Source organism: Micromonospora sp. WMMD714, assembly GCF_029581315.1.
GTDB lineage: Bacteria > Actinomycetota > Actinomycetes > Mycobacteriales > Micromonosporaceae > Micromonospora > Micromonospora rifamycinica.
Genome location: NZ_CP120744.1, coordinates 5,543,239 through 5,569,055, shown reverse-complemented (window position 1 = coordinate 5,569,055; position 25,817 = coordinate 5,543,239). Strand labels below are relative to the sequence as shown.

Below are 25,817 nucleotides of genomic sequence, written 5' to 3'. Positions count from 1 at the left end.
CGCAAGATCCGCCAGTCGTGGTCGTCCCGCCGGGACCGCCGTTGCCCGGTGCGGTGCCGCCGGCCGGCGCTACGTTGGCAGGGTCGCCCCGGCCCACCCGGCCGTGGTCGCGCCCCGGGTGGGACGCGCCGACGGGCGACCCGGGACGCGACGAGGGGACAGGTGACGGCAGCGTCATGACCGACTACGGACACGAGTTGCTGTTCGGCGCCTTCCTCACCCCCGACGCCCGGCAGCCGGAGCAGGTCGTCGCCCGGGCCAGGTTCTGCGAGCAGGTGGGTCTGGATCTGGTCACCTTCCAGGACCACCCCTACCAGCCGGGTTTCCTCGACACCTGGACGCTGATGTCCTACCTGGCGGCGGCGACCAGCCGGATCCGGCTGGCCGGCAACGTGCTCAACCTGCCGCTGCGGCAGCCGGTGGTGCTGGCCCGCAGCGTCGCCAGCCTGGACCTGCTCAGCGGCGGCCGGGTCGAACTCGGCCTCGGTACGGGCGCGTTCTGGGACGCCATCGAGGCCAACGGGGGCCGACGGCTCACCCCCGGCCAGTCGGTGGACGCCCTCGACGAGGCGATCCGGATCGTCCGGGAGGTGTGGGCCGCCGACCGGCGGGGCGGGGTGCGGGTCGACGGCGAGCACTACCGGGTGCTGGGCGCGAAGCGCGGTCCCGCCCCGGCGCACCCGGTCGGGATCTGGATCGGCGCGTACAAGCCGAGGTTGTTGCGGCTGGTCGGGCGGACGGCGGACGGCTGGTTGCCGTCGCTGTCGTACCTGCCCCAGGGGCCGGCGGGGCTGGCCGGCCTCACCGCGCTGGTCGACGAGGGCGCGGCGGCGGCCGGACGGGATCCCGCCGAGGTGCGGCGGTTGCTGAACGTCTCCGGCCGGTTCACCCGTACCGGCGCGGGTTTCCTCGACGGGCCGCCGCAGCAGTGGGTGCGGGAGCTGACCGACCTGGTGCTGGCCCACGGCACCTCCGGGTTCGTCCTCGGCGCCGACGACCCGACCAGCCTCCAGGTGTTCGCCCAGGAGGTCGCCCCCGCCGTCCGCGAGCTGGTCGCCGCCGAGCGGAGCGCGACGGCCGGTCCCGGTCCGGCGGGGTCCGGGTCGACCGCCCGGGTCGGCCCGGACGGGGGCGTCCGGGCCGGGTCGGGCACGGGTTCGCCGGTGGTGCGCTCCGACGGGCCGGCGGGTGGGCGGGCACGGGAGGTCGTCCGGGCCGGGGGCGCGACCGGACTGGCGGTCACCCCCACCCCCGCCCCGCAGGTACGGCACAGCGACCATCGGCTCTGGGACGAGTCGACCCGGCCGGTCGCCCCGCCCGCCCCGGCCGGGCACGTCTACTCCCCGCGGGCCCAGGCCGTCGGCGGGCACCTGGTCGACGTGCACGACAACCTGCGTCGGGAGCTGAGTGAGATCCGCGACCTGCTCGACCAGGTCCGCCGGGGGGTGGTCTCCGCCGGGGACGCCCGGGGCGTGCTCAACCAGCTGACCCTGCGGCAGAACAACTGGACGCTGGGGGCGTACTGCGCCGCCTACTGCACGCTGGTCACCCAGCACCACGGGCTGGAGGACGACGCGATCTTCCCGCACCTGCGGCGGGCCGATCCGGGGCTGGTCCCGGTGATCGACCGGCTGGAGCAGGAACACGTCGTCATCCACGAGGTCGTCGAGGGCGTCGACCGGGCGCTGGTCGCGCTGATCGGCGACCCGGCGCGGCTGGCCGGCCTCCAGCAGGCGGTGGACGTGCTCACCGACACTATGCTGTCCCACCTGTCCTACGAGGAACAGAGCATCGTGGAACCCCTGGCCCGGTACGGCTTCTACCCCGGCCAGCTCTGACCGGCCCGGCTGGTCGAACCCGGCCCGGCCCGGTCCACGGGTGACGAGCCGGAGCGGTCGGAGTGTGCCGGCGTTCGGCGTACCGTGCCATAATTGCGGTGGCGCCCGTGGAGTTCATCACCGGGCCCGGGGGGCCGCCTCCGCACCGCGCGGACGGCGGGGGACACCGACCCCCGGAGGCCACAGTGGATTCCACCTCTCTCGCCGATCTCGTCGACCTGCTCGACGGCCTGCTGCAACTGGGCGCGGCGGCACTCAGCCTCACCACCGCCGTGGTGGTGGCCCGGGCCGACCGCCGGCGCGACGACTGACCCGACCACGACGACCGGTGGGCACCGTGCATCCCCGCCGGCAGCGCGACCCTGCGCACCGGCGGGGCGGGGAGGCCCGCCACCCGGGCAGGTCAGAGGAGCGCGCCGACGCGGGGCGTCGCGCCGTCCCAGCGGAAGATCGCCGCGTACAGCGCCCGGCGGGCGTCGGCCGGCAGTGAACCGTCGGCCCGCTGCCGGCAGGGGGTGGTGCCGGCGCAGACCCATCCGTGCAGGAAGAGCCGCTGCTCGTCGTCGACCAGGGCCGGGACGAGATCCGCACCTCCCGGGCCGCAGATCCCGGTGCCGGCGGTGGTGAGCAGGGAGTGCTCGGTCTTGCCCTGGAAGTTCCACCGGTCGGTGGAGGTGAGGTAGACGGTGGCGTAGCTGCAGTTGTCGTAGCCGTACCGGGAGGCGAACAGCACGTACGTGGAACCCCGCTGGCGCAGCACCGGGTTCTCGATGATGCCGCTGTTGCGGACCAGTTCGCCGCTGGCGTTGCCGACCCAGCGGGTGCCCGTGTCGTCGAGCCGCAGCATCCGGATCGACGACGGGGTCTGCTGCGTCTTGTAGAGCACGAACCGCTTGCCGTCGGCGTCCTCGAACGGGGACGGGTCGATCACGCCGGCGGCGGCGACCGGCCGCCCCGCCACCACGTCGTCCGCGCCGTGCGCGCCACCCGGGCAGATCAGCGGCGCGGCGCCCACCGGCGCGTACGGCCCGTCGACGGTGTCGGAGGTGGCGGCCCCGATGCACCGCTGCCCGTTCTTGCCCTTGGCGGGCAACGAGTAGTAGAGCACCCAGCCGGTGGCGGTACGGACCGCGTCGGGTGCCCACACCGCGCCGTTCTCGGCCCAGTCCGGGACGGAACCGAGGGTCGTGTCGAGGGCGGTCCACGGACCGGAGGCGGTCTCACCCCGGTGGGCCGGGGCGCGGGTGCCGGTGGCGAACACGACGAAGGTGTCGTTGTGCCGCACCACGCCGGGATCGGCGATCCCGCCCGAGGGGGCGTACACCGGTTGCGGGGTGGCCGCGGCGGCGGGCGCGGCGGCGGTGCCGGCGGCGAGCGCCACCGCGACGGCGACCAGCGCCGGTCGCCAGGTCCTTCGTGGATGCATGGGGCCTCCCTGGCGTGACAGGCGGACGGGCAGGCCGGCGAGGTCGCCGCCGACCGTGCCCGCCGGACGTCGCCGAACATGATCAGCAATTGGTTACCGACAATGTGGTGCCGTTGTTCAGGGGTTGAAAGTAAGCTACCGTGCCTCCCTTGAGCAAGATAAAATTCTTCACGGCCGGGTCGTGCCGCGCCGTCGTCGGTGATCGGGAGAGGGCTGCCATGTCACGCGGAAAACTCTGGTCGGCGCGCAGGGTGGGTGCCCTCGTCGGCGCGGCGGTGCTGCTGGTGAGCCTGGTGCCGGCCACTCCGGCCGCCGCGAACTCCACCTTCCAGGCGGCGACCCTGAACATCCTCAACGAGCTGAACCAGGCCGACTTCGTCCACGACCTGGAGCTGATCACCGCGAAGGCGGACCTGGTCGGGCTCAACGAGGTCGGCAACCGCAAGGCGTACCTGAAGGACTGGGCGGCGGAGAACGGCTGGTGGCTGTACGCGCCCGAGCCGACGCAGGCGGCCAACGAGGCGCTGCTGGCCAAGAAGAGCATGTTCGACGTGCTGGACAAGGGGTCGAACTTCGTCTGCGACACCAACGGGCCGGGCGAGGTGCCGCCGGCCCGCTACAACAACTGGGTCCGCTACCGGCACAAGGCGACCGGGCGCAGCGTCTACCACCTCAACGCGCACGCCAACGCGAGCATCGAGAACAACGGGCGGCCCGAGGACCTGCCCCGCACCGCCTGCGCCGAGGAGCAGTTCCAGGCCCTGAAGAACCTGGCGGCGGCCAAGAAGGACTCCGGCCAGGTCATCGTCAGCGGCGACCTGAACGTCGACTTCAGCGCCGACCGGGCGTACGGGTACCAGAAGTTCCCCTGGAAGGTCTTCGAGGCCAACGAGCTGCCGAACCTGCGGTCCTGTTACAACCTCTACGGCGAGAAGGGGAACGGGACGCACGGCAACCGGCACATCGACTACATCTACTTCTGGAAGCGCGTCGAGGAACACCGCGAGATGTGGATGACCGACTACAGCATCGTCGGCGGCACCAACTCCGACCACAACGGCGTGGTGGCGGCGTTCACCATCTCGTCGTAGCCACCCGCCCCGCGGCCTCCCCGGCGGCTCCTTTGTCGACCGTCGACCATTGACACCTATCGTGATCGACTTCATCGTCGGGGGAACCGTCCCCGCGTCGAAGGGTTCGCCTGATGGTCGACACCGCGCACACGTACGTCATCGTCGGAGCCGGGCCCGCCGGCCTGCAGCTGAGCTACCACCTCCAGCAGCAGGGCGCCGACTACGTGACGTTCGAACGTGGGGCCGAGCCGGGGGGCTTCTTCCGGCGGTTCCCGCGCCACCGCCGCCTGAACTCGACCAACACGGTGCACACCGCCAGCGCCGATCCGGAGACCCGGCTGCGGTGGGACGGCAACTCGCTGCTCAACGACTCCCCGGACCTGCTGTTCGCGAACTTCAGCCGGGACTACCAGCCGTCCGCCGACGACCTGGTGCGCTACCTCGCCGAGTTCCAGCGGGTCCACCAGCTCCGGGTCCGCTACGGCACCACTGTCGAACGGATCACCCGGGAGGACGACGGGTTCAGCGTCCGCACCGACCGGGGCGGCGTCCGGGCGCGCTGCCTCGTGGTGGCCACCGGATGGGGCCGACCGTTCGTGCCGGACATCCCGGGCGTCGAGCACGCCACCGGGTACGAGGAGATGGAGGTCGACCCCGACCGGTACGCCGGCCGGCGGGTGCTGATCATCGGTAAGGGCAACGCGGCGTTCGAGACCGCCTCGGCCCTCCTCGGCAGCGCGGCCACGGTGCACCTGGCCAGCCGGCGGCCGGTACGGCTGGCCTGGCAGACCGGGCACCCCGGTGACGTCCGGGGCCGGCACGGGGCGATCCTCGACAGCCACCGGTCCGGCACCCCGCACACCGTGCTCGACGGCACCGTCGACCGGATCCGGCCGGTCGACGGGGGTTTCCGGGTCCGGGTCACCCACGCCGGCGGTGGGACCGCCGAACTGGACTACCACGTGGTGCTGCGCTGCACCGGCTTCCGGATGGACACCACCGTGTTCGACGCCGGGTGCCGACCCGAGCTGGTGGACGACGGCCGGATCCCCGCGCTGCGCCCCGACTGGCAGTCGAGCAACGTCGACGACCTGTACTTCGCCGGCACCGTCGCCCAGGCGCGGGACCTGCGGCACGCCTCCTCGCCCTTCATCGACGGGTTCCGCTACAACCTGCGCACCCTCACCCGGATCCTGCGGGAACGCTACGACGACGTGCCGATGCCCGTCGCGACGACGCCGGGCGAGCCGGCGTCGCTGGCGAAGCTGATGCTCGACCGGGTGAACGGGAGCTCGGCGCTGTGGACCCAGTTCGAGTACCTCGGCGACGTCCTCGTCCGCGACGGGGCCACCGGTGACTTCCGGCACTACGAGGACCTCCCCGAGGACTACGCGCTCGCCCGGTTCGCCGACGCCGCCCACTGCTACACCCTCACCCTGCGCTGGGGCCGCGACGACCACGGCGACGCCCCCGCCGTCGACCGGCCCCCGGCCCCGGGCCGGGTGACCGCCGCCCTGCACCCGGTGCTCCGGCGGTACCGCCACGGGGAGCTGCTGGCCGAACAGCACCTGCCGGAGGACCTGTCGGCCGAGTGGCGGCGACCGGACCGCCACGTCCAGCCGCTGGTGGAGTTCCTGATGGCGGAGCTCAACGGCGGATCGTGACGGGTCGGGCGGTCCGGCCGCGCCGCACCCGCGCTCAGCCGCCGCCCGGGTCGGGTGCGGCACCGGCGGTCGACGGCTCGGGCAGGCGGGCCGCCCGGCCGTACAGGTAACGCTGGCGGGGGAGGTTCATCGACCGTCGGGCCGCGTGTTCGTACGCCTCCCGCGCACCGACCGGATCCCCGGACCGCTCCAGCAGGTGGGCGCGGGCGGCGTACCACCTCGGGTCGTCGGCGATCCGCTGGTCGGCCGCCAGGGCGTCGAGCAGGCGCAGCCCGGCCCCGGGGCCCCGGGCCATCGCCACCGCCACCGCGTGGTTGAGGGCCACCACCGGGTTGTCCGCGATCCGCATCAGCACCTCGTAGAGGGCGACGATCTGCGCCCAGTCGGTCTCCCCGGCGCTCGGTGCCTCGTCGTGCACCGCCGCGATGGCCGCCTGGAGCTGGTACGGCCCGACGTCGCCGCGGGGCAGCACCGCGCTGACCAGGGCCAACCCCTCGGCGATCTGGTCGGCCCGCCACCGGCGGCGGTCCTGCTCGGCCATCGGCACCAGCTCGCCGGCCGGGCCGACCCGGGCCGGCCCCCGGGCGTCGGTGAGCAGCATCAACGCCAGCAGCCCGGTGACCTCCGGGTCGGCCGGGAGCAGCCGGTGCAGCATCCGGGTCAGCCGGATCGCCTCGGTGGACAGGTCCACCCGGCGCAGATGCGTGCCGGCGGTGCTGGCGTACCCCTCGTTGAAGATCAGGTAGAGCACCTGCCGGACGGCGTCGAGCCGGGCCTCGCGGGTGGCGGCGTCGGGCAGCGCGAACGGCAACCCGCTGTCCCGGACGCGCTGCTTGGCGCGGGTGATCCGGCGGGCCATCGTGCTCTCGGGCACCAGGAACGCCCGGGCCACCTCGCCGGTGGTCAACCCGCCGACGGCCCGCAGGGTCAACGCGATCTGGGCGGCCGGCGGCAGCGCCGGATGACAGCACAGGAACAGCAGGACCAGGCTGTCGTCGCCCGGCTCCGGATGGTCGGCCGCCGGGGCGAGCCACCGCCCGGCCGGCACCGCCCGCCCCGCGTCGTCCTCCCGTCGGCGGCGGGCCTGCTCACTGCGGAGCAGGTCGGTCAGCCGGCGGGCGGCCACGGTGACCAGCCAGCCCCGGGGGCTCTCCGGCAGGCCGTCGACCGGCCAGCGCGTCGCGGCGGCCAGCAGCGCCTCCTGGACGGCGTCCTCGGCGGTGTCGAAGTGGCCGTACCGGCGGACGAGCGCGCCGAGGACCTGCGGCGCGAGCACGCGCAGCAGGTCCTCGACGGCGGGTGGGCGCACGGTGCCGGCTCAGCCGTCCAGGTCGTCGATGCCGTCGGCGACCGGTCGTACGTCCACGTACCCGCCCTCGGCGTCCGGGTCGACGAACCGGGCGGCGATCTGGGTCGCCCGGTCGAAGCTGGCGCAGTCGACGATGGTGAAGCCGGCCAGCACCTCCTGCGTCTCCGGGTACGGCCCGTCGGTGACCACCGGGGAGCCCTGCCGCAGCCGCACCCGACGGGCGTGCACCGGCGCGGTCAGTCCCTGCCCGTCGACCAGCTCGCCGGACTCGGCCAGCTCCTGGTGCACCGCCGCCATGTGGGCGTGCATCGCGGCGACCTGCTCCGGCGACATCGGCGGCTGCGCGCCGGGCCGCCCGGCCATCGCGTCGTAGTCGCGCTGCGAGCCGTACAACATGATCATGTATTTCATGGTCTCTCCTCTCGACCGGCCGTGGCCCGGCCGGACATCAGAGACGTCGGTGCCGCCGGACCGATCCGGACACCGTCCCCGAGGCTAACCGTCGACCAGCCGGGGACGCCGGGGTCGGCGGCGACTACGTATCGTGTCCGTATGATGACGATGTGGCTGGTGCTCGGGGTGGCGGCACTGGTGACGGTGGGCACTGTCGGCTGGGTCGCCTGGCGCGACCGCGCCCGCGCCACCGGGGCCGGGGGCCGCGCCGCCGGGCAGGAAGCCCAGGCCCGACAGCAGCGGTACGAGGCGGAGCGGCACCTCGCCCAGGGCGGGACGATCCAGCGTGGTCGGCCGCACCACTGACGGCCGGGCCGGGTCGATCCGGGTCGCCCATGGTCAACCGGACGCCGGCCGGGCATGATCGTCTGACGGTCGGGGTACCACCGACCACAGGACCGGGACGCCTGGGAGGCACACGGTGACGGCAGGCTCGGGACGCCGATCGCACGGACCGCTCGTCGCCGCGCTGACGGCGCTGGTGGTGGCGGTCGGCTGCGCGGCCGGCGGGGTGGGGGAGAGCGGCCCGGAGGCACCCCGGGAACCAGCCCCCCGGCAGTCCTCCCGCCCGGCGGCACCGCCGTCGCCCGAGGCGCAGACCACCCGCGCCGACGGCACCACCAGCGTCGCCGAGTTCAAGAGCGACATCGAGGACGCGGTCACCATCGCCGAACGTTACTGGGCCGCCCGGTTCCGGACCACCGGCGAGCAGTTCCGGCCGATCCGCCGGATCGTGCCCTACCAGCGGGAGGGCGAGGTCTCCTGCGCCGGGCAGCCGCTGCCCCGCAACAACGCGGTCTACTGCTCCCGGGGCGACTTCATCGCCTACGACGTCAACTGGTCGGTCTCGGCGTTCCGGCAGGTCGGGGACGCGTTCGTGTTCTACCTGCTGGGCCACGAGTACGCCCACGGCATCCAGGTCCGGCTCGGCCTGCGCGCCGACTTCACCATCCAGCAGGAGTTGCAGGCCGACTGCATGGCCGGGGCGTACCTCGGCGACTCGGTCCGCGACGGCACCCTGAAACTGGACGCCGGTGACCTGGACGAGTTCCGTGAGGGGCTGCTCGCCGTCGGCGACGACCCCGACCAGCCGTGGTTCGCCGAGGGGTCGCACGGCACCGCCGAACAGCGCACCGACTGGTTCTTCCGCGGCTACGAGAGGTCGCTGGACGCCTGCAACCTCGGCTGAGGAGCAGGTCACGTCCGGGTGGCACGGCGGCGGGCGGTCCGGGCCGGGCTGGCAGGATCGCCCGGAGACCACCACCTGACGCCAGGAGGATCCGCTGAGCAGCCCACCCCCCGCCGCCGTGCTCTTCGACATGGACGGCACCCTGGTCGACAGCGAAAAGCTCTGGGACATCGCCCTGTACGAGCTGGCCACCGCGTACGGCGGCACGCTCACCGCAGCGGCCCGGCAGGCGATGGTCGGCACCAGCATGGCCGCGTCGATGCGCCTGCTCCACGACGACCTCGGCCAGCCCGAGCGGGATCCCCGGGTCAGCGCGGAGTGGATCCACGCCCGGATCCTGGAGCTGTTCCGCACCGGGCTGCGCTGGCGGCCGGGCGCGTTGACCCTGCTGCGGGCGGTCCGCGCCGCCGGCATCCCCACCGCGCTGGTCACCTCCAGCGGCCGGGCGCTGGTCGAGGTGGCGCTGGACACCCTCGGCCGGGGCAGCTTCGACGCCGTGGTCTGCGGTGACGAGGTCGACTCGGCCAAGCCGCACCCGGAGCCCTACCTGACCGCCGCCCGGTTGCTGGGCGTGCCGATCGGCCGGTGCGTGGCGATCGAGGACTCACCGGCCGGGGTGGCCAGCGCGCTCGCCGCCGGCGCGGCGGTGCTGGCGGTACCGGCGGAGGTGCCGTTGCCGCCGACCGACGGCGTGCACCAGGTGGAGAGCCTCACCGCGGCGGACCTGGAGCTGCTGGCGGCGCTGCTCGGCGAACCGCCCGGCTGAGCCGCCTGCCCGGGTGTCGCCTCCCGGCCGGGTGGGTCGCCTGCCCGGGTGTCGCCGCCCGGCTGAGCCGCCCGCCCGGGCGCCGCCGCCCGAACGGTCGGCGCGGTGACGACGAGGGGGATCCCGCCGACCGGCGGAACCCCCCTCGTGGCGTAGCGGGTCAGTCGTGCGCGATCGCGCCCAGCACGTTGATCCGGGCGGCCCGGATCGCCGGCAGCACCGCCGCCACCACCCCGATGACGGCCGCCAGCAGCAGGAACAGCCCCATCTGACCCCACGGGAGGATCAGGTCGGTGATGCCGTCGTCCTTGAGCGCCCGGACCACCGCGGCCCCGAGGCCGACGCCCACCACGATCCCGAGCAGCGCCCCGAAGACCGAGATCACCACCGCCTCCACGGTGATCATCCGCATGGTCTGTGCCCGGCGCAGCCCGATCGCCCGCAGCAGACCCAGCTCACGGGTCCGCTCCAGCACCGACAGGGCCAGGGTGTTGACGATGCCGAGCACCGCGATCACGATCGCCAGCGCCAGCAGGATCTGGATCATGGTGAGCAGGCTGTCCAGGGAACCCGTCTGCTGCGCGATGAACGCGTCCCGGTCGGCCACCGACACCTCCGGGCTGTCGGCGAGCAGGGCCTCCACCTGCGGCTGCACCTCCGCCACCGGGGTGCCCGGAGCCAGCTGGATGAACCCCTGGTTGGGCTTCGGGATGGCGAAGTCCTGCACCGCCTGCGGCGGCAGCTGCACCGGGCTGGTCAGCTCGGAGCTCTCGTAGATGCCGCTGACCGTGTAGGTGCGCGGCTCACCCCGGGAGGCCTGCACGGTCACCCGCGACCCGACGGAGATGTTGCGGGACTCCGCGGCGTCCGAGCTGAACAGCATCTGGTCCGGGCCGAGCCGGCTGATGTCACCGGCGGTCGTCTTGGCCCCGAAGATCCGCTGCAAGGCGGTCACGTCGCTGGACGCGGCCAGCCAGGTGACCTTCCCGTCGACCATGCCCATGTCGCCGTACTCGCCGTCGGCCAGCTGCACCCCGGGCAGCGCGGCGACCTTCGTCAGCACCGCCGGGTCGAAGCTCGCCGGACGCGGACCGGTCGACGCCCCGGAGATCACCAGCTCGGCCTTGATGGTGTCCTGGGCCAGCGCGCCGATGCTGCCCTTCGCCGAGTCCAGGATCACCGTCACCCCGGTCACCAGGGCGATGCCGACCATCAGCGCCGCCGCGGTGATCGCCGTCCGGCGCGGGTTGCGGCCGGAGTTGAGCCGGCCCAGCTTGCCCGGCACCGACCAGGCGAAGACCGCCCCCAGCAGGGACACCACCGGGCGGCTGATCAGCGGGGTCAGCAGCGCCACCCCGATGAAGGCGAACAGCACCCCGCCCAGGATGACCGGCAGCGTGTTGTCCCCGGCGTTGCCGCTGAGCCCGAGGAACAACAGCACCGCCCCGATCCCGGTGACCACCCCGCCGGTCACGGTCACCCGGGTCAACGGCCGGTCCGGGTTGGCCACGTCCTGCATCGCCGCGATCGGCGGGATGCGCGCCGCCCGCAGCGCCGGCAACAGCGCCGCCACCACCGTGATCACCAGGCCGACCGCGAACGAGCCGACCACCGCCGAGGCCGGCACCCCGATCCCGGCCAGCGTCAACCCACCGGCCAGGTTGCCGAAGACGTACGCCAGCAGCGCGCCGATGCCGATGCCGGCGCCCAGCCCCAGCACCGAGGCGATCAGTCCGATCGCCACCGCCTCCAGCACCACCGAACCGATGATCTGCCGGCCGCTGGCCCCGATCGCCCGCATCAACGCCAGCTCCCGGGTCCGCTGGGCCACGATGATCGAGAAGGTGTTGAGGATGAGGAACGTGCCCACCAGCAGCGCGACGGCGGCGAACCCGAGCAGGATCTTGTTGAAGAAGGACAGCCCCTCCTTCAGGCTCGCCGAGGCGTCCGCCGACAACTGCGCGCCGGTCTTGACCTCGAAGCCGTCGCCGAGCGTGCGGGCCAGGTCGTCGCGCAACGCGGCGTCGCTGACCCCGTCGGCCGCCCGGACCGTGACGTTGGTGAAGACGTCCCGCTCGCCGAGCAGCAGCCGCTGCGCCACCGGCGTGGTGAAGGCGACCTCGTTGACCCCGCCGATCGAGTCCCGGTCACCGCTGTAACCGAAGATCCCGACCAGGGTGAAGGTCTGCTTCGGCGCCAGCGGGGTCAGCACCCCGACCCGGTCGCCGACCTTCACCTTGCCCGCCTTGGCCAGCGCCGCGTTGACGACGATCTCGCCGTCCGCCCGGGGCTCGTGCCCCTCGCGCAGCTTCACCAGGTCGCTCTCGCCCTGCCAGTTCGACCCGAGCTGCGGCGGCCCGAACGAGGTGACCACCTTGCCGTTGCTGCCGATCAGCTGGGCGCCGTCGGTGGTGACCACGCCGGTGGCCCCGGCGACCCCGGCGACCGCGTCGATCCGCTGCACCGTCGCCGCCGGCACGGTCGCGGGCACCTGCTCACCCTGCATCTCGCTGAGCGCCACCTTGGGCTTGCCGGCGACGTTGACGTCGACACCCTCGTACGCGTCGGCGAAGACCGCGTCGAACGAGCGGCCCAGCGTGTCGGTGAGCACGAACGCCCCCGAGACGAACATGACGCCCAGCACCACGGCAAGGCCGGACAGCAGCAGGCGCACCTTGCGCGCCAGCAGACTCTTGAGGGTGGCCCGCAACATCAGCCGGCCACCTCGACCGGGGTGTCCAGCTTCTTCATGGTGTCCAGCACCGTGTCGGCGGTCGGCTCGATCAGCTCCGAGACGATCTGCCCGTCGGCCAGGAAGACCACCCGGTCGGCGTAGGCGGCGGCGGTCGGGTCGTGGGTGACCATCACGATGGTCTGGCCGTGCTCGCGTACCGAGTTGCGCAGGAAGTGGAGCACCTCCGCGCCGGAGCGGGAGTCCAGGTTGCCGGTCGGCTCGTCGGCGAAGATCACCTCAGGGCGGGCGACCAGCGCCCGCGCGCAGGCGACCCGCTGCTGCTGGCCGCCGGAGAGCTGCGAGGGCCGGTGTCCCAGCCGGTCCCGCAGGCCCACCGTGTCGATCACCGTGTCGAACCAGGCCGGATCGGGCTTGCGGCCGGCGATCGACATCGGCAGCAGGATGTTCTCCTGGGCGGTGAGCGTGGGCAGCAGGTTGAACTGCTGGAAGATGAAACCCACCTTGTCCCGACGCAGCTTCGTCAGGCCCGAGTCGCCCAGCCCGGTCACCGTGGTGTCGCCGATCTGCACGGTGCCCTTGCTCACCGAGTCCAGCCCGGCCAGGCAGTGCATCAACGTCGACTTGCCCGAGCCCGACGGGCCCATGATCGCGGTGAACCTGCCCCGCTCGAACTCGACGCTGACCCCGCGCAGCGCGGCGACCTGCGCCTCGCCGCTGCCGTAGACCTTCCACACGTCGTTCGCCCGGGCCGCGGCCGGCGATTGCCGGCCTACCGTCACGGTCACGTCATCTACCTCTTCCGTCTGGCTGTGTCGTCCCCACCGCCCCCGCTGGCCGGTGGGGTTGGTCCCATCCTCGGTGCCGGTCGGCGGGTATCCGTCCGACCACGGGCGGACCCGAGGCGGATTTACCGCTGCGGGTCGGCCCGGAGACCGCCTCAGGGTTGCCCCTGAGTCGACGGTCGACCGCGCTACGCCCCACCGGCCGGCGGGACGTCGGCGTCGACGCTAGGACCTGACGTTCCGTCATGGTCAACCGCGCCGCGCCGTCTTTCGTCACGGTAGGTGAGCACGGCAACGCCGTCGTCGCCCCGCCGTCCCTACTCCGGGTACGCCCTGCGGTGGACCCGGCACCACCCGGCTACGCCTTGGGGCGGACCAGCCCCGACTCGTACGCCAGCACCACCGCCTGCACCCGGTCGCGCAGCCGCAGCTTGGTCAGCACGTGCCCGACGTGGGTCTTGATGGTCGTCTCGCTGACCGACAGCGCGGCGGCGATCTCCGCGTTGGACAGCCCCCGGGCCACCTGGACGAGGACCTCCCGTTCCCGCTCGGTCAACGTGCCCAGCGCCTTCGGCGGGGTCGCCGCCGGGTCGGGCAGTGCGGTGGCGAACCGGTCGAGCAGCCGTCTGAGGATGCGCGGCGCCACCACCGCCTCCCCGGCGGCCACCGTCCGGATGGCGGTGACCAGGTCCTCGGCCGGGACGTCCTTGGCCAGGAAGCCGCTCGCCCCGGCCCGCAGCGCCCCCACCACGTACTCGTCGAGGTCGAAGGTGGTGAGGATGAGCACCCGCACCGGCAGTCGGGCGTCGACGATCGCCCGGGTCGCGGCCACCCCGTCCATCCGGGGCATCCGGATGTCCATCAGCACCACGTCGGGTAGCAGCCGGCGGGACAGCTCCACCGCCTCCTGGCCGTCCCCGGCCTCGGCCACGATGTCCAGGTCGTCCTCGGTGCCCAGCACCATCCGGAACCCGGTACGCAGCAACGGCTGGTCGTCGGCGAGCAGAACCCGCACCGGCCGTCCCGACGAGGGCCGCCCCTCGTCCCGCGGGAAGGGCGGGGCACCGCCGTGCGTCTCGCCCATCTGCTGTCCCCGTTCCGCCGTCATGCCGGGACCGTCCCGACCGGTTCCACCGGAATTCTCGCGTACACCCGGAAGCCGCCGCCGGGCCGTGGCCCGATCCGCAGGGTTCCACCGTAGAGGGCGACCCGTTCCCGCATGCCGACCAGTCCGTGCCCGATCCGCTCGGGCCCCGGGGCCGGACCCCGGCCCGTGTCGGTGACCTCCACGACCAGGCCGCCCGCGTCGACCTCCAGCCGGACCGTGGCGACGGCCGTCCCGGCGTGCTTGAGCGCGTTGGTCAGCGCCTCCTGCACGATCCGGTAGACGGTCAGCGACACGCCCTCCTCGACCACCGGCACCGGGTCCGCGACCTTCAGGACGACCGGCAGCCCCGCTTCGCGTACCTGGTCCACCAGCATGGCGATGCCGGCCAGACCGGGCTGCGGGGTGAGGTCGGCGGCCGGCTCCGCGTCGGTGCGCAGCACGTCGAGCAACCGGCGCAGCTCCCGCAGCGTGGCCCGGCTGGTGTCCTCGATGGTGGTGATCGCCTCGTCGGCGGCGGCCAGGTCCCGGCGCAGCACCCGCCGCGCCCCGGTGGCCAGCACCCCCATCACGCTGACGTGGTGGGCCACCACGTCGTGCAGCTCGCGGGCGATCCGCCGCCGTTCGTCGGCCACCGCCTGCTCGGCCAGCGAGCGCTGGTTCTCCTCGGCCACCCGGGCCCGCTCCCGCAACGCCCGCAGCGAGATGCGTCGGGACCGCACCGCCCGCCCCACCGCGTAGGCGAGCAACGCGGTGAGCAGGTTGTTGAGCACCAGGTACGCCGGGCCGACGTCGAGCCCGGTCTCCAGCGGAGCGAGCACGTTGAGCGCCGCCACCGGCGTCCAGAGCAGGACCGTGGCGACGACCGCCGCCGACACCGTCCGCCCGACCGCCATCGTGTATGTCAGCACCAGGAACGTCAGGCTCTGGGTGGTCGGAGCGGTCCCGAGCAGCGCCGGCACCGTCAGGGTGGCCAGCGCGGCGGCCACCGCCGGCCACGGGGCGACCCGGCGCAGTGCCACCGGTGCCGCGCACAGCACGCTCCACACCAGCATGGACGGCAGCTGCCGGGGCCAGAACTCGCGCGGGGTGAGCAGGACGAAGAGGGCGTCCAGCACCACCAGCGCGACGGCGAAGAGGGTGTCACCGGCCAGCGGCCGGCGTACCCACCACCGCCCCGGTTCCTCGGTCATACCGCGACGCTAGCCGCCCGCCGGGCCGTGAGGTCGTCGCCGACGACGAACCTGGTCTCCTCCTCGCGGACGAGCCCGCCTCCGCCCCGCGGCGCGGCCGCCGCCGTCACCCGTCGGGGCCTGGAGTGACCGCCACCCGTCGGGCACGGGCGGCCCGTCAGCCGTCGGCACCCCTGGTGACCGTCACTCGTCGGCGCCCGGGGCGGCCGGTCGGGACCGGGCGTCGCGCAGTGGGTCGGCCGCCGCGGCCCGCTGCGGGAACGGCGGCGGGGTGCCGCCGAAGGCCGGGCAGTGCGCCTGGTGGCTGCACCAGTCGCAGAGCCGGCTCGGCCGGGGCCGGAAATCCTGCCGGGCGGTGGCCTGCTCGATGGCCTGCCAGAGCGCCACCACGGTGCGCTCGAAGCGGAGCAGCTCCTCGGCGTCGGGTGAGTAGTCGCAGACCTCGGCGTCCTTGAGGTAGAGCAGGCGCAGCACCCGGGGCACCACACCCCGGGTGCGCCACAGCACCAGGGCGTAGAACTTCAACTGGAACAGCGCCCGTGCCTCGAACGCCTCCCTCGGGGCGCCGCCGGTCTTGTAGTCGACCACCCGCAGCGCCCCGTCCGGGGCCACGTCGAGCCGGTCGAGATAGCCCCGGATGAGCAGCTCGTCGTCGACCACCGCGGAGATCAGGCTCTCCCGCTCGGCGGGCTCCAGCCGGCGCGGATCCTCCACCGCGAAGTAGCCCTCCAGCAGCGCCGCCGCCGACCGGAGGAACCCGGCGGTGCCCGCCTCGTCGGCCGGGTCGAACAGACCGGCCAGCTCGGGCTGCCCGGCGACCAGCCGGTCCCACTGGGGGCCGACCAGGTCACCGGCCGCGTCCGGGGTACGACCGCCCGCCGGCAGGTCGAACAACCGCTCCAGCACCGCGTGCACCAGGGTGCCCCGGGCCTGCTCGACGCTGGGCCGCTCGGGCAGCCGGTCGATGCTGCGGAACCGGTAGAGCAGCGGGCAGGTCTTGAAGTCGGCGGCCCGTGACGGCGACAGCGAGGCCCGGACCGTGGCGGGCAGCGCCGTCGGAGGATGCTGCTGGTCGATCACCGGGTCCGCCGTCATGCCCCGAAGGTTAGGTCACCGGTCCGACAGGTCCGCGCTCGCCGCACCGGGCATGATCGCGTGGCGCGTAGCATCGGGCCGGTGGAGTCCCGTCCCCCCGCGCCCCGCCGGCGTACCGGCCTGACCGTCGGCCGGGTGTTCGGGGTGCCGCTGCACCTCAACGTGTCGATGCTGCTGCTGACCCTGCTGGTGACGGTCACCTACGCCGAGTTCGCCCGGGACCGGCTCGGGCTGTCCCCGGTCGGCGGATACCTGATCGGCCTGGGCTTCGTGGTGTCACTGCTCGGCTCGGTCCTGCTGCACGAGCTGGGGCACGCGCTGACCGCCCGCCGGTTCGGCATCGGTGTGCGCGGGATCACCCTGGAACTGCTCGGCGGCTACACCGAGATGGAGCGGGACGCCCCCACCCCCCGGGTGGAGCTGCTGGTCGCCCTGGCCGGGCCGGCCGTGTCGGCGGTGCTCGGCGGGATCGCCGTGGCCGCCACGCTGGCCACCCCCGACCACACCCTGGCCCGCCAGCTCGCCCTGCAACTGGCGCTGAGCAACGTGATCGTGGCGGTCTTCAACGTGCTGCCCGGCCTGCCCCTGGACGGCGGCCGGGCGCTGCGCGCCGTGCTGTGGCGGATCACCCGGGACCGGCACCGGGCCACCGAGGCCGCCGGCTGGGTCGGCCGGGCCGTCGCGGTCGGCACCGCCGCCCTGGTCGTGCTGCTCACCGTGCAGCGGATCCTGGCCCCGCTGGCGTTGCCGCTGATGCTGCTGGTGGCGGTCACCCTCTGGCGCGGCGCCGGCCAGTCGATCCGGTACGCCCGGATCAGCCGCCGGGTTCCGCTGATCGACCTGCCCCGGCTGACCCGACCGGTCTTCGCCGTACCCACCGGCACGCCGCTGGCCGAGGCGCAGCGCCGGCACGCCGTCGACGGCCCGCCCGACTCGGCCGTCCTCGTGGTCGACGGCACCGGCCGGCCGGTCGCCCTGGTCGACCCGGCGGCGGCGGACGCCGTACCGCCGGATCGTCGGCCGTGGCTGGCGGTGGACGCGGTGGCCCGGTCGCTGGCCGCCCTGCCGACCCTGCCGCACGATCTCGACGGCGAGCGGGTGCTGGCGACCGTCCAGGCCCACCCGGGCGCGCGGTTCCTGGTGACGGCAGGCGAAGATGTCGTCGGCGTTCTGCACATCGCGGATCTCGCCCAGGTCCTCGAACCCACACGGAAGATGAACAGGTGACCGCAGCACATCCCCCCACCCTTCCGGCCCGCGACGGCACACCGACGTCCGCCACCACCGCCGAGCTGCCCCCGGTGCACCGGGGGCCGTTCCGTCCCGGCGACCGGGTACAGCTGACCGACCCCAAGGGGAGGATGCACACCGTCACCCTGGAGCCCGGCAAGGAGTTCCACACCCACCGGGGCATCCTGGCCCACGACGCGCTGATCGGGCAGCCCGACGGCAGCGTGGTCAGCACCGCCGGTGGCGGGACGGCGTTCCTGGCGCTGCGCCCGCTGCTGTCGGACTACGTGCTGTCCATGCCGCGCGGCGCGCAGGTGATCTACCCGAAGGACTCGGCGCAGATCGTCGCCATGGGTGACGTCTTCCCCGGGGCCAAGGTGCTGGAGGCCGGCGCCGGTTCCGGAGCGCTGAGCTGTTCGCTGCTGCGCGCCGTCGGCACCGGTGGCGAGCTGCACTCCTACGAGGTGCGCGACGACTTCGCCCAGATCGCCCGGCGCAACGTGGAGGCGTTCTTCGGCGCGCCGCACCCCGCCTGGCGGCTGCACGTCGGCGACGTCGCCGACTGCCCGGAGACCGGGTTCGACCGGATCATCCTGGACATGCTCACCCCGTGGGAGACCCTCGACATGGTCGAGCGGGCGCTGCTGCCCGGTGGCGTGTTCATCGGCTACGTGGCGACCACCCCGCAGCTGTCCGAGCTGGTGGAGGCGTTGCGCGAGCGTGGTGGCTGGACCGAGCCGCGGGCCTGGGAGTCGCTGGTACGGGACTGGCACGCCGAGGGTCTCGCGGTCCGGCCCGACCACCGGATGATCGCCCACACCGCGTTCCTGGTCTCCGCGCGTAAGCTCGCGCCGGGGGTCACCGCGCCGCCGCGTCGCCGCAAGCCGAGCAAGGGCGCCGAGGCGTACGCCGAGCGGAAGCAGGCGCTGCGCGAGGCCGCGGCGGCCCGGGAGGCGGCGGCCCAGGCGGCCGCTGCCGGCAGGGCCGACGGCGCGGCCGTCGCCGCCGGCGAGGCGGCCGTCGCCGCCGTCGTCACCGGCGGGGCGGACGGGACGGACCGCTCGTGACGGCGGATCGGAGCGGCCGGGCGTGAACGGGCGGATTCCGGCGGCACGGACGGGCCGACGGCACGACCTTGGGGAGAGGGCATGAGTCAGCCGGGTTTCGGCGGCGGCGAGTTGCCGGCCGTGTTCCCGGACTGGTCGCCGTACCAGGATCTGGAGTCGGCCACCCGTGCCTATCTGCGCGACCCGGACATCGCCCTGGAGGCGCTCGGCGGAGTGCTGCGCGGGGCGTCGGTGCTCGGGTTCACCCTGGAGCGCTTCGTCAACGAGGTCAACGGGGTGTGGCAGGAGGTCGTGGTCTGCGACGGCAGCCGGTTGGTGCTCTGGCACGGTGAGGACGTACCGCCGGGGGAGGGGCCACCCGGGTCGATGACCTCCTCGCTGCGGGTGGTGCCGATCTCCACCGTCACCGAGGTCGGTTGCCGTCGCCGGCTGACCAGGGCCGACAACGGCGAGGTACGGGTCGACAGCATCGACGTCTACCTGCTGCTCACCTCGCTGGACGAGGCCCCGCCCGGTGACGAGATGGTGGGTGCGCCCCGGCACGACGCGCTGCGCTTCGGGAAGACCCTCGACGACGGCGGAGCCGGTCAGATCGCCCGGCTGGAGGAGTTTGCCCGGTTGGTCGCCTCGGTGGTCGGCCGTCCGCTGCTGTAGCCGGCCGGTCGGGTCGTGAGTGACAGTCGTCACGTTGCGGCCCGGCCGCCGCTGCCCGGCGGAGTCGTCTTTCCGACGATCGACCCCCGGGCGGTCGCCGCGCCGAGGTGCTTGGTCGGCCCCGGGGCGCGGCCCGTCCGGCCCGGTCAGCCCTCCTCGGCCTCGGGGCCGGCCACCTCCACGCCGTCGTCGCCGCGCACCACGTGGATGCACTCGCCCGGGCACTCCTTCGCGGAGTCGATCACTTCCAGCCGCAGGTGTTCCGGCACGTCGACCCGGCTACCAGGGGCGAGCCGCAGCTCACCGTCGGTGCCCTTGACGTACGCCAGGCCGTCGACGTCGAACTCGAAGACCTCCGGCGCGTACTGCACGCAGAGCCCGTCGCCCGTGCAGAGATCCTGGTCCACCCAGACCTGCAACTGGTCGGTCGCGACGTCGGTCACCCGGCACCCCCCATGTTCTCCCGTCCCACCCCCCGACGGTACCCGAACGGCCGGACCTGCCCCTCGGGCGTCCCTTGGCGATCAAGGTTCGGTGACGAGGGCGTTGCGTGGGACCGAATCGGCCTCATAGCGGCTAGTGTTAGGGCAGAACGTTCAAGCCCCCCGGGGAGGTGGGACGTGGCACGCAGTGACGACGCGGACTCGCGCGCCGCACGGTGGGAGAAGGAGGCCCACGATCTCTCCACGCAGGTCGCGTTCCTTCAGGAGGAACTCGCTCTGGTGCGGCGCAAGTTGACCGAAAGCCCCCGACACGTCCGGCAGCTCGAAGAGCGGCTGGCGGCCACCCAGGCACAGTTGGCGCGGCTCACCGAGAACAACGACCGGCTCGTGAGCACCCTCAAGGAGGCTCGCGCGCAGATCGTGACGCTCAAGGAGGAGATCGACCGGCTGGCACAGCCGCCGTCCGGCTACGGCGTCTTCCTCGCGCGGCACGACGACGGCACGGTGGACATCTTCACCGGCGGACGCAAGCTCCGGGTCGCCGTCTCACCCTCGCTGGACGCCGAGGAGTTGCGGCGTGGCCAGGAGGTCCTGCTCAACGACGCGCTCAACATCGTCGACGCGTTCGGCTACGAGCGGGTCGGCGAGGTGGTGATGCTCAAGGAGATCCTCGCTGGTCCCGAGGGCAGCCCGGGTGACCGGGCACTGGTGGTCTCGCACTCCGACGAGGAGCGCATCGTCCACCTGGCCGACACCCTGATCGGCTCGGCGATCAGGGCCGGCGACTCGCTCATGATCGAGCCCCGCTCGGCGTACGCCTACGAGCGGATCCCGAAGAGCGAGGTCGAGGAGCTGGTGCTGGAGGAGGTGCCCGACGTCGACTACACCGACATCGGCGGCCTCCAGTCGCAGATCGAGCAGATCCGGGACGCGGTGGAGCTGCCCTTCCTGCACGCCGACCTGTTCCGCGAGCACCAGCTCCGGCCGCCGAAGGGCATCCTGCTCTACGGTCCGCCGGGCTGTGGCAAGACGCTGATCGCCAAGGCGGTGGCCAACTCGTTGGCCAAGAAGATCGCCGAGCGGCTGGGCAAGGACCGGCACACCAGCTTCTTCCTCAACATCAAGGGTCCTGAGCTGCTCAACAAGTACGTCGGCGAGACCGAGCGGCACATCCGGCTGATCTTCCAGCGGGCCCGGGAGAAGGCCGGGGAGGGCACGCCGGTCATCGTGTTCTTCGACGAGATGGACTCGATCTTCCGGACCCGTGGCTCCGGTGTCTCCTCCGACGTGGAGAACACCATCGTCCCGCAGCTGCTCAGCGAGATCGATGGCGTCGAGGGGCTGGAGAACGTCATCGTGATCGGCGCCTCCAACCGGGAGGACATGATCGATCCGGCCATCCTGCGCCCCGGCCGGCTCGACGTGAAGATCAAGATCGAGCGTCCGGACGCCGAGGCGGCCAAGGACATCTTCTCCAAGTACATCCTCGCCGGGCTGCCGTTGCACGCCGACGACCTGGCCGAGCACGGCGGCGAGCCCCAGGCCACCGTGGCGGCCATGATCGACGCGGTGGTCCTGCGGATGTACTCGGAGACCGAGGAGAACCGCTTCCTCGAGGTGACCTACGCCAACGGCGACAAGGAAGTCCTCTACTTCAAGGACTTCAACTCCGGCGCGATGATCCAGAACATCGTCGACCGGGGCAAGAAGATGGCGATCAAGGAGTTCCTCACCTCCGGCCGCAAGGGGCTGCGGTTGCAGCACCTGCTCGACGCCTGCGTCGACGAGTTCCGCGAGAACGAGGACCTGCCCAACACCACCAACCCGGACGACTGGGCCCGGATCTCCGGCAAGAAGGGCGAGCGGATCGTCTACATCCGCACGCTCGTCTCCGGCGGCAAGGGCACCGAGGCCGGCCGTTCCATCGAAACCGCCAGCAACACCGGTCAGTACCTCTGACCGGTCGACCGACCGGGTCCGCGACGCCACGCGTCGCGGGCCCGGTCGTCTGCGTCACCCACTGTTAACCGGGCCGCCCCGCTTCCGTTGGGTGTGCCGCCGGACGCGTCGGTAGACTTCCCCGACCGCGTCGTCAACTCCGAGGAACCGCGTGCCGCCCGAGCTCTCCGTCGTTGATCCGCCGCTGTCCCCGGCGGTGGACCAGACGCCCCCCACCGTCCCGACGCGCCCGCCGGCCCGTCGCTGGCGGTGGATTCCGCTCCTGCTCGTCGCGCTGGTCGCCGCGTGGGCCGTACCCCTGGCCGGGCATGCCCTGCACCGGGAATGGCTGCTCCCCCCGGTCGTCCTGATCGCCACGGCGAGCCTGCTGCGCGGTGGCCGTACCCTGCTCGACCGGCTGATGCTCGCCCTCGGGCTGCTGCTCGGCCTGGCCGCCGTCGGCGGTCTGCTCTTCCCGGTCTGGCCGTGGGGGATGCGACCGGTGCCGGTCACCGGGGTCGCCCTCACCGTGCTGGTCCTGGCCGCCGCCGCGCTACGGCGTACGCCCCGGCTGCCCCGCCCCGGCTGGGCCGACCTGTTCCCGCTGGCCGGTGCCGCCGCCATGGTGGTCTACCTGCGGCAGCCCTGGCAGCGCGCCGGTGACCTCGCCGACCGGCTCACCGTCCTCGGCATGGGCGAGGACAACTGGCGGCACCTCGCCCTGTTCGACGTGATGGGACGCCTCGACGGCTACACCTTCGTCGACCCGGCCGCGGCCCGGGAGCAGATCACCGCGCAGCTCGTCTACTACCCGCAGGGCTGGCACCTGATCACCGCCCTGCTCGACGGCTTCCTGACCCCCGCCGCGCCACGCGTCGACGACCTGGTCGCCCACTACTTCGGCTGGACCATCGCCGGCTTCGGGCTGCTCACCCTCACCCTGATCTGGGCCGCCCAGCGGCTGTCCGGCCCCCTCCACCTGCTGCACCGCACCGTGCTCACCGTGGTCGTCGGCGCGGTGGTGCTGGGCACCCAGCTACCCCGGCTGCTCAACGCCGGCTACCCCACCGAGGTGCTCGGGCTGACGCTGACCGTGCTGGTCGCCACCCTGGTCGCCCGGCCGGTCCCGGGCACCCGGGAGCAGGTCGTGCTGCTGTGCGCCCTGCTCGCCGCCGTCGGGTTCACCTACTACCTGTTCCTGCCGGCCGCCGCCGTGCTGGTGCTGTGCTGGGTGCTCACCCACTGGCGGGAGGCGCTGCGCCGGTGGTTCACCGTGCTCACCGTCGGCCTGGCCGGCGCCGCCCTCGCCCTGATCGCCCCGCTGCTCGGCGTGCTGCGGGCCGGGCAGACCGAAGCGTTGGTCATCGGCTCGTCGCAGGCCGTCGAGGGGTGGCGGGCGCTGATCTGGCTCGGCGGCATCGTCGGGGTGGCCCTGCTCGTCCAGGTCGCCCGCGCCGATCCGGCCTGGCGGCGCTGGCTGCTGGTCTGCGTCGTCGGCGCGGCCCTCCCGCTGACCATCGCCCAGCTCAACGTCAACGACGGGGTGCAGCCCGGCTACTACTTCGTCAAGGCCACCCACCTGGCCACCGCGCTGCTCATCGTCGGCACCGCCGCGGTGGTCCGGCTGCTGCCGGTGCCCCGGCCGGCGCTGACCTGGCGGGGGGCCGGCAGCACCGTGGCGGGGGTGCTCGCCGCCGTGCTCACCATGACGGTCGCGGTGGCGCTCTGCGGGGTCACCGGCTGGCACCGCAGTCTGCTGCTGGTCGACGAGAAGACCTGGGCACAGCAGTGGGTCCACCAGGATCTCACCCTGCCGTCCAGAGTGGCCTGGGTGTGTGCCGACGCCCAGCAGCGCTATCCCGAGGTGCCGGGCACCACCACCCTGGTCATCGACCGCGGGCCGATGCGGTCGTACCTCATCTCGCTGTGCCTGTCGGCGCTGCACGGCACCACGGCGGCCACCGACCCGGGCATCTACAGCCTGCCGTTCCTCGAACCCGACCGCACCGACCTCATCGTCCGGCGGGTGGCCGGCCCGATCCGGTTCATCACCTCCGACCCCAAGGGGGAACGTCGGGTGCACCGGATGCTGCGCGACGAACCGGCGCTGCGGCACCGGCTCAGCTGGGTGCCGCTGACCGTCCCGGACTGCGACGTGGCCCCCTCGGACGAACCGCCCCCGCCGACGCTGGAGACCGCGACACCCGACCCGGGCGAGGCGGCGTGCCCCCTTCCCCGGTGAGGCGGACTACGCTCGACATGACGGCGGACCGGGTGAGGCGAGCGGAGCGGGTAGGTCGATGAGCGTCAGAAGGATCATGGGCACCGAGGTCGAGTACGGGATCTCCGTGCCCGGCCAGGCCGGAGCCAACCCGATGGTCACCTCGTCCCAGGTGGTCAACGCGTACGGCGCGCGCCCGGAACTCAACCGGGGCGGCCGGGCCCGGTGGGACTACGAGGAGGAGTCGCCGCTGCGCGACGCCCGGGGGTTCACCTACTCCGGGGCCGCCTACGATCCGGCGGAGGCGCTCGCCGACGAGGATCTCGGCCTGGCCAACGTGATACTCACCAACGGTGCCCGGCTCTACGTCGACCACGCCCACCCGGAGTACTCCACCCCCGAGGTGACCAACCCCCTCGACGTGGTGCGGTGGGACAAGGCGGGGGAGCGGGTGATGGCCGAGGCGGCCCGGCGGGCGGCCACCATCCCCGGCACCCAGCCGATCCACCTCTACAAGAACAACACCGACAACAAGGGCGCCAGCTACGGCGCGCACGAGAACTACCTGATGCGCCGGCAGACCCCGTTCGCCGACATCGTGGCGTACCTGACGCCGTTCTTCGTGACCCGGCAGATCGTCTGCGGCGCGGGTCGGGTCGGCATCGGGCAGGACGGCGGGCAGAGCGGCTTCCAGATCTCCCAGCGGGCGGACTTCTTCGAGGTCGAGGTCGGCCTGGAGACCACCCTCAAGCGGCCGATCATCAACACCCGGGACGAGCCGCACGCCGACGCCGACAAGTACCGTCGGCTGCACGTCATCATCGGCGACGCCAACCTGTCGGAGATCTCCACCTACCTCAAGGTGGGCACCACGGCGCTGATCCTCACCATGATCGAGGAGAAGGCGCTCGGTGCCGACCTGGGCATCGCCGACCCGGTCGCCGAGTTGCGGGCGGTCAGCCACGACCCGTCGCTGACGCACCGGATGCGGCTGCGCGACGGCCGCCGGTTGACCGCTCTGGACCTCCAGTGGGCCTACTACGAGCGGGTACGGTCCTTCGTGGACGAGCGCTACGGCGCGGACGCCGACGCGCAGACCCTGGACGTGCTGGAGCGCTGGGAGCGGGTGCTGGACCGGCTGGGCCGCGACGTGTTCCTCTGCGCCGACGAGCTGGACTGGGTGGCCAAGCTGCGGCTGCTGGAGGGCTACCGGGAGCGGGAGAAGCTGGGCTGGGGCTCGCACAAGCTCCAACTGGTCGACCTCCAGTACTCCGACGTACGGCCGGAGAAGGGCCTCTACCACCGGCTGGTGACCCGGGGCTCGATGAAGACGCTGCTGGACGACGAGCAGACCCGCCGGGCGATGACCGAGCCCCCGGAGGACACCCGGGCCTACTTCCGGGGCCGCTGCCTGGCGCAGTACGCCTCCGAGGTGGTCGCGGCGAGCTGGGACTCGGTGATCTTCGATGTGGGTCGGGAGTCGCTGGTCCGGGTGCCGATGATGGAGCCGGAGCGGGGCACCCGTAAGCACGTCGGCGCGTTGTTCGACCGGTGCGACACCGCCAAGGACCTGCTGGAGACGCTGACCGGCGGCTGATCCGACCGGGGCCGGTGAGCCCGTCGTGCGTCGGATGCCGGCGTGCGGCGGGCTTTTCGTCGCCTCCGCGAGGTAAGTT

At 73.0% G+C, this 25,817-nt stretch carries 22 protein-coding genes; 13 read left to right on the top strand and 9 right to left on the bottom strand.

Annotation, left to right across the window (positions count from 1 at the left end; genetic code table 11):
- Window positions 1–176: 176 nt before the first annotated feature.
- Together O7625_RS23785 and O7625_RS23780 are read left to right on the top strand one after the other, a co-directional pair.
- Window positions 177–1,838, top strand: a complete 1,662-nt coding sequence (locus O7625_RS23785) for an LLM class flavin-dependent oxidoreductase (RefSeq protein WP_282341674.1) — start codon at window positions 177–179, stop codon at window positions 1,836–1,838.
- A gap of 185 nt (window positions 1,839–2,023) precedes the next feature.
- Window positions 2,024–2,149: a hypothetical protein gene (locus tag O7625_RS23780; RefSeq protein WP_269458971.1), complete on the top strand. Its 126-nt coding sequence runs from the start codon at window positions 2,024–2,026 to the stop codon at window positions 2,147–2,149.
- Between the two features lie 92 nt (window positions 2,150–2,241).
- Here O7625_RS23780 and O7625_RS23775 read toward each other — a convergent pair whose 3' ends face one another.
- Window positions 2,242–3,264 (bottom strand): glycoside hydrolase family 43 protein, encoded by a 1,023-nt coding sequence (locus O7625_RS23775; RefSeq protein ID WP_282341672.1) that lies wholly within the window; start codon window positions 3,262–3,264, stop codon window positions 2,242–2,244.
- Between the two features lie 218 nt (window positions 3,265–3,482).
- Between O7625_RS23775 and O7625_RS23770 the strand changes: the two genes are divergently transcribed.
- Both O7625_RS23770 and O7625_RS23765 read left to right on the top strand, forming a co-directional pair.
- Window positions 3,483–4,355: an endonuclease/exonuclease/phosphatase family protein gene (locus tag O7625_RS23770; RefSeq protein ID WP_282341671.1), complete on the top strand. Its 873-nt coding sequence runs from the start codon at window positions 3,483–3,485 to the stop codon at window positions 4,353–4,355.
- A 113-nt stretch (window positions 4,356–4,468) separates the two neighbouring features.
- Window positions 4,469–6,001: an NAD(P)-binding domain-containing protein gene (locus O7625_RS23765; protein ID WP_282341670.1), complete on the top strand. Its 1,533-nt coding sequence runs from the start codon at window positions 4,469–4,471 to the stop codon at window positions 5,999–6,001.
- A 34-nt stretch (window positions 6,002–6,035) separates the two neighbouring features.
- Here O7625_RS23765 and O7625_RS23760 read toward each other — a convergent pair whose 3' ends face one another.
- On the bottom strand, window positions 6,036–7,310 hold the full coding sequence (locus tag O7625_RS23760; RefSeq protein WP_282341669.1) for a DUF6596 domain-containing protein: 1,275 nt from the start codon (window positions 7,308–7,310) through the stop codon (window positions 6,036–6,038).
- Window positions 7,311–7,319: 9 nt separating this feature from the next.
- Window positions 7,320–7,721, bottom strand: coding sequence for a YciI family protein (locus tag O7625_RS23755; RefSeq protein ID WP_067305695.1), 402 nt, complete (start codon window positions 7,719–7,721; stop codon window positions 7,320–7,322).
- A gap of 141 nt (window positions 7,722–7,862) precedes the next feature.
- Here O7625_RS23755 and O7625_RS23750 point away from each other — a divergent pair, with 141 nt between their 5' ends.
- The 3 genes from O7625_RS23750 (at window position 7,863) to O7625_RS23740 (ending at window position 9,718) form a co-directional block, all read left to right on the top strand.
- Complete coding sequence (locus O7625_RS23750) at window positions 7,863–8,069, top strand: hypothetical protein (RefSeq protein ID WP_282341666.1); 207 nt, start codon at window positions 7,863–7,865, stop codon at window positions 8,067–8,069.
- Between the two features lie 115 nt (window positions 8,070–8,184).
- Window positions 8,185–8,952, top strand: coding sequence for a neutral zinc metallopeptidase (locus O7625_RS23745; RefSeq protein ID WP_282341664.1), 768 nt, complete (start codon window positions 8,185–8,187; stop codon window positions 8,950–8,952).
- 118 nt (window positions 8,953–9,070) lie between these two features.
- Window positions 9,071–9,718 carry an HAD family phosphatase gene (locus O7625_RS23740; RefSeq protein ID WP_282341663.1) on the top strand — a complete coding sequence of 216 codons (648 nt, stop codon included), beginning with the start codon at window positions 9,071–9,073 and terminating at the stop codon, window positions 9,716–9,718.
- A 160-nt stretch (window positions 9,719–9,878) separates the two neighbouring features.
- On the opposite strand, the gene O7625_RS23735 is transcribed toward O7625_RS23740, so the two are convergent.
- The 5 genes from O7625_RS23735 to O7625_RS23715 all read right to left on the bottom strand — a co-directional run bounded on the left by O7625_RS23735 (window position 9,879) and on the right by O7625_RS23715 (window position 16,588).
- On the bottom strand, window positions 9,879–12,431 hold the full coding sequence (locus O7625_RS23735) for an ABC transporter permease (protein WP_282341661.1): 2,553 nt from the start codon (window positions 12,429–12,431) through the stop codon (window positions 9,879–9,881).
- Entirely contained in the window at window positions 12,431–13,198 is a 768-nt protein-coding gene (locus O7625_RS23730) for an ABC transporter ATP-binding protein (RefSeq protein WP_282341659.1), read from the bottom strand. The genes O7625_RS23735 and O7625_RS23730 overlap by 1 nt, the downstream gene beginning before the upstream one ends.
- Window positions 13,199–13,553: 355 nt before the next feature.
- On the bottom strand, window positions 13,554–14,303 hold the full coding sequence (locus O7625_RS23725) for a response regulator transcription factor (protein WP_269749287.1): 750 nt from the start codon (window positions 14,301–14,303) through the stop codon (window positions 13,554–13,556).
- Window positions 14,300–15,493 carry a sensor histidine kinase gene (locus O7625_RS23720; RefSeq protein WP_282341656.1) on the bottom strand — a complete coding sequence of 398 codons (1,194 nt, stop codon included), beginning with the start codon at window positions 15,491–15,493 and terminating at the stop codon, window positions 14,300–14,302. Before O7625_RS23720 ends, O7625_RS23725 begins: the two co-directional genes overlap by 4 nt.
- Before the next feature lie 183 nt (window positions 15,494–15,676).
- A complete protein-coding gene (locus tag O7625_RS23715) occupies window positions 15,677–16,588 on the bottom strand; it encodes a PD-(D/E)XK nuclease family protein (protein ID WP_282341655.1) in 912 nt (303 codons plus the stop codon).
- A gap of 81 nt (window positions 16,589–16,669) precedes the next feature.
- Here O7625_RS23715 and O7625_RS23710 point away from each other — a divergent pair, with 81 nt between their 5' ends.
- The 3 genes from O7625_RS23710 (at window position 16,670) to O7625_RS23700 (ending at window position 19,539) form a co-directional block, all read left to right on the top strand.
- A complete protein-coding gene (locus tag O7625_RS23710; protein WP_282341654.1) occupies window positions 16,670–17,815 on the top strand; it encodes a site-2 protease family protein in 1,146 nt (381 codons plus the stop codon).
- Window positions 17,816–17,880: 65 nt separating this feature from the next.
- The gene (locus tag O7625_RS23705; RefSeq protein ID WP_282347069.1) at window positions 17,881–18,885 is read left to right on the top strand and encodes a tRNA (adenine-N1)-methyltransferase; all 1,005 of its coding nucleotides are present in this window, start codon (window positions 17,881–17,883) and stop codon (window positions 18,883–18,885) included.
- A gap of 81 nt (window positions 18,886–18,966) precedes the next feature.
- Window positions 18,967–19,539 (top strand): hypothetical protein, encoded by a 573-nt coding sequence (locus O7625_RS23700; RefSeq protein WP_067305666.1) that lies wholly within the window; start codon window positions 18,967–18,969, stop codon window positions 19,537–19,539.
- A 146-nt stretch (window positions 19,540–19,685) separates the two neighbouring features.
- On the opposite strand, the gene O7625_RS23695 is transcribed toward O7625_RS23700, so the two are convergent.
- Window positions 19,686–19,982 (bottom strand): ferredoxin, encoded by a 297-nt coding sequence (locus O7625_RS23695; protein ID WP_282341651.1) that lies wholly within the window; start codon window positions 19,980–19,982, stop codon window positions 19,686–19,688.
- Between the two features lie 177 nt (window positions 19,983–20,159).
- Between O7625_RS23695 and arc the strand changes: the two genes are divergently transcribed.
- The 3 genes from arc to dop all read left to right on the top strand — a co-directional run bounded on the left by arc (window position 20,160) and on the right by dop (window position 25,738).
- Window positions 20,160–21,941, top strand: coding sequence for a proteasome ATPase (gene arc / locus O7625_RS23690; protein ID WP_067305659.1), 1,782 nt, complete (start codon window positions 20,160–20,162; stop codon window positions 21,939–21,941).
- 151 nt (window positions 21,942–22,092) lie between these two features.
- Window positions 22,093–24,162, top strand: coding sequence for a hypothetical protein (locus O7625_RS23685; protein WP_282341649.1), 2,070 nt, complete (start codon window positions 22,093–22,095; stop codon window positions 24,160–24,162).
- A 58-nt stretch (window positions 24,163–24,220) separates the two neighbouring features.
- Window positions 24,221–25,738 (top strand): depupylase/deamidase Dop, encoded by a 1,518-nt coding sequence (dop, locus tag O7625_RS23680; protein ID WP_348773965.1) that lies wholly within the window; start codon window positions 24,221–24,223, stop codon window positions 25,736–25,738.
- The last annotated feature ends 79 nt before the right edge of the window (window positions 25,739–25,817 follow it).